Consider the following 13708-nt stretch of genomic DNA (forward strand, 5'->3'; position numbering starts at 1 on the left):
TCGCGCCGCACGCGCTTCACTCCCCGATCTGTCCTGGGCCGCCGTGATTTTCGTCACGACGGTGGGACGATGCCATGCCGGCGGTTCGCAATCGGTGACTCCATTGGCACACATCGACGCGGACGAGACGAAAAGCTCGGCGTCACGACGTCCTCGGGGGGAGCTGAGCGCATGCTGGATCATCGGGTTCCAGCGTGCAACCCGACGGCTCCTGCGCTCTCATGGGTCAGACCTCTCGGATCGAAGCCGTGATCCGAGCGCGCACGCGTGCGCGTGGTGCTTCGCGTGGCAGGTCGGTGGATCAGTAGCAGCAGGCGACGGGGCGGGCGACGTTGCACAGGTTCGTCGAGAAGCCCGTGCGTGTCGCGGTCAGGCCCGAGGAATTGTAGGTGTACTGGCCTGACTGGTAGGTGTTCGACGTCCAGTTGGCGCAGTTCGAGGAGTCGCTTCGTCCTGCCATCCGGCCTCCATCCATGCTGCCGAGGCCGCTGATCGTGTACACGGTGTTGTTCGCAAAATACGACGAGCTGTCCAGCCATGCGCCTTCTGCGGGGGGCAGGGTGGTCGGCGTGGCGCGCGCATACTCTGCGGCGTGGCACATGTGGCTTCCGGTGAACTCGTTCGCGCAGCGGGCGTGCATGGACTCGCGGCCTCCCGCTTCCCCGACGGTCGACGCGCTGCTGAATCCGGCGAACGCTTCACGGTAGGGCGTCGCGCAGCAGGCCAGCGGTCGGGCCGCATTGCAGAGCCCCGTCTGCGGGCCGCCCACGGACACCGTCATGCCCGAGGCGTTGTAGGTGTACTGGCCCGACTGGTAGGTGTTCGACGTCCAGTTGGCGCAGTTCGCGGAGTCATTGGAGCTGCTGTTTCGGCCGCTCCGTGGGCCAGTCAGTGTGCTCAGCGAGTAAACGGTCCCGCTCGATACGCTGATGGCCCCGCTGCTGTCGACCCAGGCGCCCGAGGCGGGGACGGGTGATGCCGCGCCGGCTCCGTAGTACTCCGCGACATGGCAGAAGTGGCTGCCGACGTACTGCGCCGAGCAGATCGCGTGCATCTGCTCCCGGCTTCCCACCGCGCCCTCCATCTGGGTCGAGGTGAAGCCCACGAAGAGCGCCGCTTCCTCACCGTAGAGAGTTCCAGGCGGCCCGGGCTGCCCCGGAGCTCCTTGTGGCCCTGGCGCGCCAGCGCCCGCAGGTCCTGTCGGTCCCGCAGGGCCCATGGGGCCGGCTGGACCCGCCACGCCGGCAGGCCCCTGCGCACCCACCGTGCCAGCCGGCCCTTGCGCGCCCGTCGCTCCGCTCGGTCCTGCAGGCCCTTGCGCACCCGTCGCTCCCGCGGGCCCTTGCGCGCCCGTCGCTCCGGCCGGTCCCGCCGGCCCTTGCGGACCAGCGGCGCCCTGCGGTCCCGCCGGTCCCATGGGGCCCATGCTGCCCGGAGCTCCTGCCTGACCCGTCGGCCCCACTGGCCCGGCAGGGCCCGGCTCCCCTTGCGGCCCCGTGCTGCCGTCGGCTCCTTGCGCGCCGGCTGGACCTGCCTCGCCCGGCGTTCCCTGCGCCCCTTCAGGTCCCGCAGGGCCCGTGGCCCCCGCGACTCCAGGCGGGCCGGGGACGCCTGCGAGACACCGATCGGTGCAGGTCTCTCCGGCACACTGCGCGCAATCGGCAACGAACTGGAAGCATTTGTTCGACAGGCAGACCGCGCCCGCCCCTGAACACTCGGCGTCTTTGACGCACTCGGCATCGGCGGGGAGGTCGTCGGAGGAGCACGCCGGGAGCGAGGCAGAGAGCGCAAGGAGCCCGGCAAGCAGAACGGAAGCTCGCATTGGCGAGCATATACATCGAGCCGGACGGCGCGTCGCACCTCCATTCACGTCACGTGGAGGGTGACGATCCCTGTGGGTTTTCGTGTTTCGGTACCTGCCTCGTGACACCGTTGGCGCCACCCCCCCCACGAGACAGATGACGCCGCGCTCGCGAGCGAGAGATGGCTGGCGTGGCGTCAGGTGGGGGTCACCGCGTCCGGGCTTCAGTACAGCGCGTCCTGGAAGCGCCACCGCTCGGAGATCCACGCCTTCAGGTAGGCGACCTCCTCCTCGTAGGTGGTGAAGTTGTTCCGCCACGCCCAGCCGCCGTAGGTCTGGTACGCCTGACCCCACTTCTGCTCGTCGCGCCGCGCGCTCGTGTCGATCCGGGCGATGTAGCCGTCGACCAGCGCTTGCACCGCGCTCTCCGAGTAGACGCCGTGCAGCACCTCGGCGTAGCGCGCCTTCAAAGGGCCTGCAATCGAGGGCTCCTCCAGGAACCGGTCGAACAGCCGGTTCATGTTCCGGTACTCGATCACCTCCGACGCGCCCGTGCGCTCCGACTGCCAGGTCTGGCCGAAGCTCTCGTTGAAGTCCCAGGGCATGAAGCGGAACACGCCATTCGAGCGGGGATCGCGGTAATGGTAGCTGTTCTTGCCAGCGGAATCGCTGCCCTTGATGAACGTGACGAAGATCCACCAGTTCTCGTAGTCGCGCCGGTCGATGCGCGACCCGATCTGCGACCGGAACGTCGCCGCGTCGGAGGTCGCCACGAACTGCACCAGCTCCTCCAGGTCGGAGAACGCGCCCGGCTCGCCCTCTTCGGGGAAGCCTTCCTTTTTCTCGTAGCCGGCGTGCAGCGCGCCCTTCGGGCCACCGCCGCTCGCCCGCGTGTCGAAGTTCGCGTCGTGGTTGATCGCCTTGTAGAGGTTCCCGTCGTCCCAGAAGCCGTGCTGCTCCATCAGGTCCTTGTCGACGTGATCTCCGACGGTGTAGAGCCCCCAGTACTCGCCCTCGATGTAGACCACGGCGCTGTACGTCTGGATCTGCACGTGGCCTGGATCGAGGCGGTTCCAGAGATCGTAGGCCAGCCGCTGGCGCACGTACGAGTTGTCGTCGAAGGGGGTGGTGAGCACGATCTTGCGCTTGTTGGTGAAGCCATCGGCCTCGTCGGGCTCCTGGAACCGGTCCTGCTTCGAGAACTTCAGCGTGTAGCTGTTCTTCGGGTAGCCGAGCGACGAGGCGCCGCGCAGCTTGGCTTCGGCCGTGTAGGTATGGCCGCGGTAGATGAACGTGTTGGCGACGTACTCGTCGGTCACCGGGCGCTGCTGCAGGAAGAGCACGGGAAGGCCGTACTCCTCGGTGTACCGGGTGGGATCCACCACGGGCACGTTCGACGGGTGGTCCCAGGCGTCGGCGACGCCGATCTTCACCTGCGCGGTCTCCGACGTCTCTGCGACGTGGATCTCGACCTCGTAGACCGCGGCCTGGTCGAACCCGGGCGAGAAGGCGACCTCGCGTTTCGTGGCGTCGTAGGTCGCGCCCTCGGGCAAGGAGGTGACCTCGAAGGCGTCGTCGGGCAGCACCATGTCCGTCGCGCAGCCGACCTGGAAGATGACCGTCTCCCCTTCGAGCAACCAGTGGGGACCGCCTCCCGAGGGCTGACAGAGGGCCGCCGGTTCGGGCTCCGTGGTGGTGGTGCTGTTCGTCTTGCCGTCGGTGGGGTCACCTGAATCGTCGGAGCACCCGAGCGCGGGCAGCGCTCCGAGGACCAGGGCGATCGTCGCGAGAGGCAAGCGGGGGTGTCGCATGCCGGGGACTATACCGCAGGGGCCGTGAGGCTCGTCCTGTGAGCAGGATCGAGGTCGCTTCACGGCCCTCTGCGGGCGCGCTCGTGGTGGTGGGCTACGGCGGCATGACCTGGAAGACCAGCGTCGGTGCCCGCTTGCGGTGGATGGCGGAGGCGACCTCGGAGCGCAGGTATCCTGCGACCCGCTCGAGACGCTCTTTCACCTCGTCGAGCGGAGCTCCCCGTGGCGCCTGGACGATCACCGCGAGGCGGCTCCCGTCCGGGGCCGGCTCCACCGCGGCCACCCAGACCTCCAGCAAGATGCTGTCATTCAGCGTGGCGAGGGCCTCACTCAAGGCTTCATGCGCCTGGCGGCAGAGCTGCCGTTCCTTGCGCTCCGCCTTGCTCGCCACCATCCCCGTGAAGGGATCGTCTCCCATGATGGGAGCCGCTTCGTCGCGGCTCCTCGAACGACCTCTGCTCATGACCTGCTCCCGAGAGCGCGGCGGCACGATCCCCGTCTCACCGGAGAATGCGCGCGCCGCCGCATCGAACGACGACACGAAACGCCCAGGGTTCTCGGGGTGAGCCTCGCTGTGACCGCTCAGCGCGCGTCGAGGACGCTGCCGGGGAGCATGGCGAGGCTCGTCTTGGCAACAGGGTGCATGGCGGGCCTCCTCGCGGACGAGGATGCCTCAGCAGGTGAGGACTCGCAAGCCCGCCCTGGGGCTGCGAGCTTGCGCGGGGGGAGACTGCGAGCCCGCGCGGCTCGACAGAGCGCTCGTCAGTTCAGCGTCAGGACGACCGGCGGGGCGCCAGTACACGTGGGGCCGCAATCCGGGCCGTTGGGCTGCGAGGTGGTGTAGGTCGGGGTGTAGGCGCCTTCCCCGAGGAGGGTCTCGTCGGCGTAGACCTTCACGGAGATCCGAGCCGGCGGCGACGACGGGGTGGTCTGCGGGAACTCGATCCCGGAGAGCTTGTGCTCCGAAGCGGGCAGGGCGCAGCCGCTCAGGCCCAGGATGAAGCCGGGGGTCGAGGTGCACGCCGGGGCCTCGCTACAGCCCGAAAAGGGCAACGTCGTCGTGCAGTCGACGGTCGCTCCGTCGGTCTCGACGGAGACACGGTAGGTGCCCGCCGGCCAGGCGCCGTTGCGCGCGAACTCGACGGAGAACGCTCCGCCACAGCCGATCTGGGTGCAAGCACCGCTGGGTTCACCGGACGACGAGGTCGTGACGATGCACGCGGCGCCCGTGAGCGCGAGCGCGAGGGCGACGCCGGTCGACAGGTACTGGCGCAGGGTCGGGCGTCGGAGATCGGTCTTCATGGGGGCTCGGCTCCTCAACGTTGAAGTCAACTTCGGGTGTCGAGCACGAGCTTACCGCGGACGCGCCCCGCTTTGCTGATCTCGAGCGCCTGGACGACCTCATCGAGCGGGAAGACGCCAGCGAGCGTCAACCGGAGCTTCCCGCTGTCGAACAGGCCGCCGATCTCGCGGAGCTGGGCGCTGTCGGAGCGGGACACGAGGTGGATCCCCCGCGCGCCCACCGCCGCGGCGCGCGCTGGATCCGGGGGGCTGATCGCGGAGACGAGCAGGCCTCCGGGCTTCAGCACGTCCCAGGACCGCTCCAGCGTGTCCCCCCCGACCAGGTCGAGCACCAGATCGACCTCGGCGACGAGGTTCTCGAACCGCTCGGTCCGGTAGTCGATCACCCGCGATGCGCCGAGACCGAGCACGTAGGCCTCGTTCCCGGCCGAGGTGACGCCGATGACCTCGGCCCCTGCGATTCGCGCCATCTGCACGGCGAAGCTGCCGACCCCGCCCGCGGCGGCGTGGACCAGGACGCGCTGCCCGGGTGTGAGCTTCCCCAGCTCGTGGACCGCCTGGAAGGCCGTCAACGCCGCTGCCGCGGACGCGCCTGCTTCGAGGTGCGACAGACTCCGGGGCTTGGGCGCGAGGAACCTGGCGGGCACGGCGATGCGCGTCGCATACCCGCCCGTCAGGCCGATCAAGCCGAAGACGGTGTCGCCGAGGGCGAGGTCCTCGACGCCTTCCCCGAGCGCGGCGACCGTGCCGCAGACCTCCACGCCCGGGGTCAGCGGGAACCGATCTCCGAGCAGGTCTTTCAGATACCCCTCGACGATCTTCCAGTCGATCGGGTTGACGCCCGCCGCGGCGACATCGAGGAGGACCTCTCCAGCTCCCGCGACGGGATCGGGGGCGTCCTCGACGCGCACGCGCTGCAGAACATCATAGGAATGGACCCTCGCGGCTCTCGTGCTCACCGGTACTCCTTGATTCATCCGGCTTTGCCGGAGGACAGTGGTCCCTCCGGGGGGGAGAACGGCGGTAACGACCATTACCCACCCGTACGCGCTGCTGCCGGCATGCGCCGAAGCGGCCCCCAGCAAAGCGCACCATGGACCCGATGAGAAGGGTGGGCGCTGGCCGACCTGATTTTACCGGAGGCCTCTATTTGAGAGACTGGCCCTGGAACGAGACGTCGGTGAGGTCGAGCGCACAGACGCCCCTGCCGAGGCGCTCTCTGCCAAGGCTTTCTCTGTCGCGGCGCGGGATGCGTACCGAGCCGATGTCATCCGTCCGAATGGGCGCATTGCTCGTGGCCTATGGCGTCGACGATCCGGGGGTGGCGAATGCAGCGCCGGTCGGGTTCGTGAGGGTGAAGAGATTGCCAGCGACTCGACGGGAACAGGGCGGTGGAGGTGACATCCGGACGAAATGTGTGAGAGCGGGAGGAGGGGACGGTGGCATCCCGACGAGGAACCGTGCCATCGCCTCGTCGCGCCGACGTCGTGTCGGATGGACCACCAGCGCATCGAAAAAAACCAGGATGCGAGCCTGCGAAGGGATCTACCCAGCGGCGTCGCACTGCGCCTAGGATGCGCGACATTGCGCCGGCTCCGGGGGGACCGGTGCTGCGCCGACGAGGGGCTCGATAGGCTTATGAGTGGACTCCCGAAGAGCATGAAGTGGATCGCGACGATGGCCACGGGCTTCATCGTCGCCGCGGCAGCTTGCGCGACCGGAACCGATCTCGCGCCGGGGAGCCCCGACCCGTCGCTCTGCGACATCATCTGCGATTGTGTCGAGTGCAACGACGACCAGGCGGCGTGCCTCAAGGAGTGGACTGCGCTCGAGAACCGCGCTGTCGGCGTCCGCTGCGACGACCTGTATGACGCATACGTCGCCTGCTACAAGCGGGATGCGGTCTGCAACAACGAGCAGATGCGCGTGCCGCCGAGCTGTCTCTCCGCGAGCGGCGCGCTGAACCAGTGTCTCACCGAGTCCACGCCCGTGTGCACGACGACGAACAACGGCGTGTGCGACGAGCCCGAGGGCACGGGGACGTGCGCCGAGGGCACCGACGTCGTCGATTGTGGTGGTGGCCCCGTGTGCGCGACGACGAACAACGGGGTGTGCGACGAGCCCGAGGGCACCGGGACGTGCGCGGAGGGCACCGACGTCGTCGATTGTGCCGCGGCCGGGAACTGCCCCTACGTGAACGACACGGTGTGCGACGAGCCCGAGGGCACCGGGGCCTGCCCCGAGGGAAGCGACTTTGCCGATTGCAACTGTCCCTACCAGAACGATGGCGAATGCGACGAGCCCGAGGGCACCGGGGCCTGCCCCGAGGGGAGCGATCCGTTCGACTGTTGATGACCTGAGCCCACCAGGAGCGGCGTCCCGTCAGCGGCGTCGGAGCGGATGAGTCTTCCCCGCCAGCAACCGGAGCCCACGGATTTCGAGACGATCACCGCGGCGCTCCGCGCATGCCGCATCTGCCGTGACGCGCCCGAGAACCTGCCGGGACTCCCCCACGAGCCGCGCCCCATCGTCCACGGGCAGTCCTCGGCGCGCCTCTGCATCGCGAGCCAGGCGCCCGGGATCCTGGCCCACACCAGCGGAAAGTCCTTCGACGATCCCTCCGGGGTGCGTTTGCGCGCCTGGCTGGGCATCGACGAGACCGTCTTCTACGACGGGCGCCGCGTCGCCATCGTGCCGATGGGCTCGTGTTTCCCGGGGAACGACGCGAAGGGGGGGGATCTGCCGCCGCGGCTGGAGTGTGCCCCACGCTGGAGGACGTCCCTCTTCGCGGCCCTCCCTCACCTGGAGCTGATCCTGGTCATCGGCCAGTACGCCCAGGCCTGGCACCTCGGCGAGGACTTCGATGGACTCACCAGCACCGTCAAGCGCTGGGAGGCGATCCTTTCGAGCGAGCGCTTCCCGCGCGTCTTGCCGCTGCCCCACCCCTCGTGGCGCAACAACGCCTGGCTGAAGAAGAACCCCTGGTTCGAGGCCGAGCTCTTGCCGGTGCTGCGCCAGCAGGTGGCGGCCATGCTCGCATTCCCGGCGGAAGCGTCACCCGCTCCCTGAGATCACGCCGTCAGACCTTCAAAGCGCGGTGGCGGCCCAGGTGTAGCCCTGGTCGGGCTTGAACGTGACCTCGATCTTGCCGAAGGCGACGTCCACCTGCCGGGGCTCCGGCGACGACTTCCGCGAGGCGGCGCAGACGTGCCGGTAGTTGCCGGTGACGAGGATGAGGCCCGTGCCACAGTCGACGACGACCTCGGTCTTCATTTTCGAGGAGAGGTCCAGGGTCAGCTCGGCGGCGAGGTTGCGCGCGGTGTAGATCCGCTTCGGGCTGAGGATCTTCCAGTCAGTCTCGGTGCGTCCCAGCACGAGGTCGATCGACGCGCTGCCCGGGATGTCGAGCGCGCAGGTCACCTCGGCGGTGGTCGGCTGGAACGGGGGGCAGCGGACGGCGCTGATCGGGAAGGTGGGGAAGAGCGAGCGCACCCAGACGCCGAGCGCCTCGTGGTCGGCCAGGGGAGGCGCCTCGACCGAGGCGGGGAGCGGGGGCCCGCCGATCTGCGTGAGCGGGCCTTCGTCCCGGCCCGAGAACGCGCCAGCACCCCGGGCGACGTGCAGGCCGCCGAGGATGACGAGCATCAGCGCGATGCCGATGCGCAAAGGGCGGCGCTTCGGCGCGAAGGTGCGGAAGAGCAGGACGCCGGCGATGGCGCAAGCGAGCGCGATCCCCCCGCCGATCAAGGCCACACTGTCGGTCTCCTCGACCGTGGTGGACTCGAAGGTGCGCCCCTCGATGGTGCTGACCACGGTCTTCTCGCGGCGGCTGGGGACGCGCACGATCGCCGGGAGCACCGCGGCCATCACCCCGACGACGTCGACCGCGTGCCAGGTGGGGCGCGCCTCCGGGGTCTCTTCCGGGGGCGTGGGCGCTGTCGCCTGCTTCGAGGGCCTGGGAGCTTCCGGCTTCACCGGCGCAGAGCTACCAACGCGCCGTGAGTAGAGCAATGGGGGATGCGGTAGCGTGCACCCCGACGGAAGGAGCGAGTCCTGATGGGTGACGAGAGAGTCCGCGCCGAAACGAGCGTCCCGCGAACCTATGGCTCCTTCGCCGAGCGCTTCTCGGCCCTGGCGCCGACGAAGCCCCACAACGGTCTCTACGAGCGCCCGGCGACGCTGGATCTCCTGGGGCCGGTCGAGGGACAGCGGGTCCTCGACGCCGCCTGCGGCCCGGGGATCTGCAGCGAGATCCTGGCGCGGCAGGGGGCGACGGTGCACGGCTTCGACGTGACCCCCGAGATGATCGCGCTGGCCAGGGCGCGGTGTGCCGGGCTCCCGGTCGAGCTGACCGAGGGGGACATGAGCGCGCCGCTGCACTGGCTGGAGGACGGCGCCTTCGACAAGATCCTGTGCTCGCTGGCGCTCGATTACCTGGAGGTGCTGACGCCGACGCTGCGCGAGTTCTTCCGGGTGACTCGACCCGGCGGCACGCTGACCTTCTCCATGGGCCACCCCATGGGCGACTGGAACCACCCGGAGATCCGCGGCGAGGGCGCCTACCACGAGCGGCGGCACTTCGGCCTGCACTGGTCGGGCTTTGGGGAGCCCAGGCCCTTCGTGGAGAGCTACCGGCGGCCGCTCGCGGAGATCCTGAATGCGCTCGTCGACCCGGGCTGGATCCTCGATCGCGTCGTCGAACCGCTCCCCTTGCCCGAGATGAAGGCCGTCGCCCCGCGACTCTACGAGGAGCTGTCCCTGGCGCCGGTGTTCCTCTGCATCCGAGCGCGGAAGCCGGGCGAGCCTTCGACGCCGTGAGCGGCGAGGCTCACGGGCGCTGGCTTCGAGAGCACGGCGCCCCGCCCAGCTTCACCTCGAGGAGACCGCTGTCTTGGTTCACTCCAGCCCGCGGAACCAGGTCACGGCGCGCGGCATCGCCTGGAGCCACGAGTTCACGTGGTCGAGGTTGTTCAGCGTCTCCAGGGTCACGCTGCCCCCCTTGCCGTTCAGCTTGGCGACGGAGGTCTGCGCGTCGGTGTAGCTCACCTCCTCGTCGCTGGGGCTGTGGTAGCTGCGGATCGGCGCGGTGGGGCGCCAGTCGTCGACCTGGTTCTGGCGCAGGGTCTTGCGGAGGGCGTGCTGCGCGTCGCCCAGCACGGCGTCGTGGAACGTCGGTTCGAGCGTCTCCTTCGCCGTCGGCCCCAGCGCGTCGAGCACGTCGTCGAAGTAGTGCTCCATGTCGAACAGGCCGGTCACGGTGGAGGCGTACTCGGGCCGGAACGCTTCCGAGGGGTCCTGGTAGATGTTGTAGATCGCGTCGTAGGCGACCAGCAGGTACGACACGTAGAGAGGCAGCGTGGCCGTCTCCTCGTTCGCCAGCGACGACAGGAAGAACCGCTCCACGTCGAAGACCCCACCCGCCGTGGCCGTGCCCTTGACCCGCTCTTTCCCGCTGTCCTGAAGCTCCTGGTGGGCGGCGAGCGCCGCGTGACCCCCCTGGGAGAAGCCGAACAGGAACAGGGCGCTGCTGCGCTCGTCTTGCAGATCGGTGAGCACTGCGTCCGTCGCGGTCAGCAGATCCACGGCGGAGCTGGCCTCGGAGGGGGCGTGGAAATACCGGTGCGGGGAGAGGGGAGAACCGCCGAGGCCGAGGTAGTCGGGAGCGACGTAGATGAAGCCGCTGCCTGCGAAGATCGCCGTGGAGACGGGCCCGTCGAAGCTCTCTTCCAGGCTCGGGTTCGAGGGCGCGTCGTAGTTCGAGACGGAGGTGCCGTGGAGGTAGAGCGCCACCGGCTTCGCCCCGCTCGTGCGCGGGATGGAGACCATGCCCGTCGCCGCCGTCATCTTGCGGCTGCGACGCTCTCCCGTGAGCGGATCGGCGAGCGCCGCGTCGACGGTGCAGTACGTCACCCGGTAGCTGTCGATGCCGTACTGGATCTCGGCCGCGACCGGCTCGGTCACGTAGCCGATCTGGGTGTAGATCGTGATGTAGTCGTCGAAGTAAGCCTGCGTGTCTTCCGCGGTGGCTCGCTCGTCCACCTTCTCGTAGGTGAGCACGCGGCCTCGCTCCCCGGCGCGACAGGGCGAGGCATCGTCGTCGACCTCGGGCTCCTCGCCGTCGGGGGTGGTGGGACCTCCCGGCGGGGTGGGCGTGTGGTCGCCGCCATCCCCGGTGGAACCCCCGCACGAGGCGCTGCCAGCGCAGAGGACCAGCGAGGTGAGGCCGACCAGGAAGGAAAGGGAGCGCGTCTTCATGTGTCTGGCCGCCTACCGTAGACGGGAACGGGTCCGCACGAGAGAAAAGTGTTCGGAGGACCCCAAACGAAGTGCGGCGCTGTGGGGCCGCGGAGGAGGTGCGCTTCCCGCGCTCGCCACGGGGCGGCCTCTTCGCAATGCTGCGGTGAGCGGCGCGGGGTGGTGATTTCGAGGGGATGGGAGCCCATTCCCCGTCGATTCGCGTGAGAGTCGAATCCACGGGCGAGGGCGCTGGTTCAGGCGAGGAGCGCGCGCTGGGGCGACGAGGATGCCGGTGAGGTCGCGAGGGGGGGCGTCTCAGCGCGCGGTGAGGCGCCGTCGTCGCTGCGCTCCACGCAGGCCGAGGGCGCCGAGCAGAAGCCAGGCGGCTCCCAGGCGGCTGTCGTCGGAGGCGCCTGCCGCGGTGCACGAGCAGCCGCCGTCGTCGCCGCTCACGCCTCCACCTGCGCCGGAGGAGGTGGTGGTGGCGGAGGCGCTTGAGGAGACGACAGTGTCGCCGCTGCTGCCGCCATGGCCAGCTTCGCCCTGACCTCCAGCGCCGCCGCTGCCTGGCTCGGAGCCACCAGCGCCGCCAGCTCCACCCACGCCGCCAGCGCCGCCGGACTCGCCTGTACCACCAGCGCCTCCGGTCCCGGCAGCACCCCCCATGCCGCCGATCCCACCGCTGCCGCCCGTGCCGCCTGCGCCCGCGCCACCGCTGCCGCCCGCGCCACCGCTGCCGCCAGCGCCACCGCTGCCGCCAGCGCCGCCCGTCCCGGCACCTCCCGTGCCGCCAGCGCCGCCTTGACCCGGGTCGAGCACGCAGGTCCCGGCCAGGCACTGGCCGCCAGGACAGCTCGTGCCGTCCGGCAGGCTCGGGTTGGAGCACATGCCTGTGCCCGCATCGCAGCTCCCCGCCATGTGGCAAGCGTTCGCGGGCGTGCAGGTGAGGGGATCCGTTCCGACGCAGACCCCTGCCTGACACGCATCGGTCTGCGTGCAGGCATTGCCGTCGTCGCAGGCGTTGCCGGTGAGCAGCGCACACGTCCCGCTGGTGACGGCGCCTGCGGCGATGGAGCAAGCGTCGCATGGCCCGGCATTGCACGCGGTGTCGCAGCAGACGCCGTCGACGCAGTGGCCGGAGGCACACTGGGCTGCCGTCGTGCAGGCGTCACCGAGATCGTTCGTCAGCACGAACGCATAGGCCGAGCCCGAGTTCGAGCCTCGAGGCGAGTCCCAGTGGCAGCCCACCACCACGGCATCGCCCGCGATGGAGATGGCGTTTCCGAAGCGACGATCTGCCGCCGCGTCGCTGGCCGACATCTTGGCCTTCTGGGTCCAGCTCCCCGCGGTTCGGGTGAAGACGTAGGCCGAGCCCGTGTTCGGACCGTGATCGCGATCGTTCGTCGCCCCCGCGACGATCGTGTCGCCCTCGATGTCGACCGACTCGCCGAAGAGGTCGTTGACGTCGCCGTCGGCCGCCTCCAGCTTGCCTTGCTGAGCCCAGCTCGCGCCGGTGCGCGTGAAAGCGTACACCGCGCCCGTGTTCAGCATCCCGGGCCGGTCGGCGTAGAGGGCGCCCACGGCGGCGGTATCACCGGAGAGGGCGAGGGCGCGGCCGAAGAAGTCGCTCTGGGCACCGCCTGTGGGGAGCAGCTTGGCTTGCTGGGCCCACGTCGCTCCGGAGCGCACGAACACGTAGGCCGACCCGGAAGCCGACCCTTGCGCATCGTCCTGGGGCGACCCGACGAGCACGGTGTCGCCTTCCACTGCGATCGCCATGCCGAACTTGTGCCCGGCCGCGCCGTCGGCCGCGAGCAGCTTGGCTTGCTGGGTCCAGGCCCCTCCGGAGCGGGTGAAGACGTAAGCCGAACCCGAGTTCGTGCCCAGGTCGCGATCCCCTTCGGCGCCCACCGCGATGGTGTCGCCGGAGATGCTGACGGCCGTCCCGAAGAAGTCGTTCGCGGCCCTGTCGGAGGCGACGAGCTTGGCCTGCTGGGTCCACGTCGCTCCAGCGCGCACGAACACGTAGGCCGCGCCCGTGTCGACGAAGCCTGCGTCGTGGTAGACGACCCCCACGACGATCGTGTCCCCGTCGATCGCCACGGCCCGACCGAACGTGTCCCCGGCCGCGAGATCGCTCGGCACGAGCTTGGCCTGCTGGGCCCACGTCGCTCCGGAACGCACGAACACGTACGCCGCGCCATCGTCGGTGACGCTCGAGACGTGGCCAGGAGAGCCGAGCACCACCGTGTCGCCCGAGAGCGCCGTGGCATGGCCGAAGTTGTCGTAGTCCGCGCCGTCAGGCGGAAGCAGCTTTGCCTGCTGGGTCGTCGTGAGGTGCGCGGGGGCCACGGCGACCTGCTCCCGCTCGTCGAGGCTGTCGGGGATGCCACAGGCGCTGCTCACGCACAGCGTGATCGAGGTGAGGCAGAGGAGCCATCGAAAGTAAGGCGTCTTCATCGGTATGCTTCGAGAACCCGGTGCGAGTGGAAAGCGCGCAGGAGAGCAGGGGGGATGCATCGGAGCAAGGTGGTCGCCGCATCCCCGGTGCCGACCC

General features: G+C 69.5%; 11 protein-coding genes. 3 read left to right on the top strand and 8 right to left on the bottom strand.

The window, feature by feature from the left end; genetic code table 11:
• Positions 1-301 precede the first annotated feature (301 nt).
• From CMC5_RS48480 to CMC5_RS12835, 5 genes are all read right to left on the bottom strand, one after another.
• Positions 302-1822, bottom strand: a complete 1521-nt coding sequence (locus CMC5_RS48480) for a collagen-like domain-containing protein (protein ID WP_082362431.1) — start codon at positions 1820-1822, stop codon at positions 302-304.
• A 203-nt stretch (positions 1823-2025) separates the two neighbouring features.
• Positions 2026-3612, bottom strand: coding sequence for a CotH kinase family protein (locus tag CMC5_RS12820; RefSeq protein WP_050430677.1), 1587 nt, complete (start codon positions 3610-3612; stop codon positions 2026-2028).
• A gap of 94 nt (positions 3613-3706) precedes the next feature.
• The gene (locus tag CMC5_RS12825; RefSeq protein ID WP_245678421.1) at positions 3707-4030 is read right to left on the bottom strand and encodes a ribosome-binding factor A; all 324 of its coding nucleotides are present in this window, start codon (positions 4028-4030) and stop codon (positions 3707-3709) included.
• Between the two features lie 344 nt (positions 4031-4374).
• The gene (locus CMC5_RS12830; protein ID WP_050430678.1) at positions 4375-4914 is read right to left on the bottom strand and encodes a hypothetical protein; all 540 of its coding nucleotides are present in this window, start codon (positions 4912-4914) and stop codon (positions 4375-4377) included.
• Between the two features lie 26 nt (positions 4915-4940).
• Positions 4941-5873: an NADP-dependent oxidoreductase gene (locus CMC5_RS12835; RefSeq protein WP_218920258.1), complete on the bottom strand. Its 933-nt coding sequence runs from the start codon at positions 5871-5873 to the stop codon at positions 4941-4943.
• 679 nt (positions 5874-6552) lie between these two features.
• Here CMC5_RS12835 and CMC5_RS12840 point away from each other — a divergent pair.
• Together CMC5_RS12840 and CMC5_RS12845 are read left to right on the top strand one after the other, a co-directional pair.
• A complete protein-coding gene (locus CMC5_RS12840) occupies positions 6553-7266 on the top strand; it encodes a hypothetical protein (RefSeq protein ID WP_050430680.1) in 714 nt (237 codons plus the stop codon).
• Positions 7267-7314: 48 nt separating this feature from the next.
• A complete protein-coding gene (locus tag CMC5_RS12845) occupies positions 7315-7983 on the top strand; it encodes a uracil-DNA glycosylase family protein (protein WP_050430681.1) in 669 nt (222 codons plus the stop codon).
• A gap of 18 nt (positions 7984-8001) precedes the next feature.
• On the opposite strand, the gene CMC5_RS12850 is transcribed toward CMC5_RS12845, so the two are convergent.
• On the bottom strand, positions 8002-8889 hold the full coding sequence (locus tag CMC5_RS12850) for a hypothetical protein (protein ID WP_050430682.1): 888 nt from the start codon (positions 8887-8889) through the stop codon (positions 8002-8004).
• Positions 8890-8970: 81 nt separating this feature from the next.
• Between CMC5_RS12850 and CMC5_RS12855 the strand changes: the two genes are divergently transcribed.
• Positions 8971-9732 carry a class I SAM-dependent methyltransferase gene (locus tag CMC5_RS12855; protein WP_050430683.1) on the top strand — a complete coding sequence of 254 codons (762 nt, stop codon included), beginning with the start codon at positions 8971-8973 and terminating at the stop codon, positions 9730-9732.
• A 78-nt stretch (positions 9733-9810) separates the two neighbouring features.
• On the opposite strand, the gene CMC5_RS12860 is transcribed toward CMC5_RS12855, so the two are convergent.
• Positions 9811-11169, bottom strand: coding sequence for an alpha/beta hydrolase (locus CMC5_RS12860; RefSeq protein ID WP_050430684.1), 1359 nt, complete (start codon positions 11167-11169; stop codon positions 9811-9813).
• Positions 11170-11466: 297 nt separating this feature from the next.
• Entirely contained in the window at positions 11467-13611 is a 2145-nt protein-coding gene (locus CMC5_RS12865) for an FG-GAP repeat protein (RefSeq protein WP_050430685.1), read from the bottom strand.
• Positions 13612-13708 lie beyond the last annotated feature (97 nt).

The organism is Chondromyces crocatus, from assembly GCF_001189295.1.
Taxonomy (GTDB): Bacteria; Myxococcota_A; Polyangia; order Polyangiales; family Polyangiaceae; genus Chondromyces; species Chondromyces crocatus.

Bases quoted from the DNA above. Each gene is read 5' to 3' on its own strand.
- CMC5_RS12830 (WP_050430678.1), bottom strand. From the start codon at position 4,914: ATGAAGACCGATCTCCGACGCCCGACCCTGCGCCAGTACCTGTCGACC.
- CMC5_RS12825 (WP_245678421.1), bottom strand. From the start codon at position 4,030: ATGGGAGACGATCCCTTCACGGGGATGGTGGCGAGCAAGGCGGAGCGC.
- CMC5_RS12860 (WP_050430684.1), bottom strand. From the start codon at position 11,169: ATGAAGACGCGCTCCCTTTCCTTCCTGGTCGGCCTCACCTCGCTGGTC.
- CMC5_RS12865 (WP_050430685.1), bottom strand. From the start codon at position 13,611: ATGAAGACGCCTTACTTTCGATGGCTCCTCTGCCTCACCTCGATCACG.
- CMC5_RS12820 (WP_050430677.1), bottom strand. From the start codon at position 3,612: ATGCGACACCCCCGCTTGCCTCTCGCGACGATCGCCCTGGTCCTCGGA.
- CMC5_RS12845 (WP_050430681.1), top strand. From the start codon at position 7,315: ATGAGTCTTCCCCGCCAGCAACCGGAGCCCACGGATTTCGAGACGATC.
- CMC5_RS48480 (WP_082362431.1), bottom strand. From the start codon at position 1,822: ATGCGAGCTTCCGTTCTGCTTGCCGGGCTCCTTGCGCTCTCTGCCTCG.
- CMC5_RS12840 (WP_050430680.1), top strand. From the start codon at position 6,553: ATGAGTGGACTCCCGAAGAGCATGAAGTGGATCGCGACGATGGCCACG.
- CMC5_RS12855 (WP_050430683.1), top strand. From the start codon at position 8,971: ATGGGTGACGAGAGAGTCCGCGCCGAAACGAGCGTCCCGCGAACCTAT.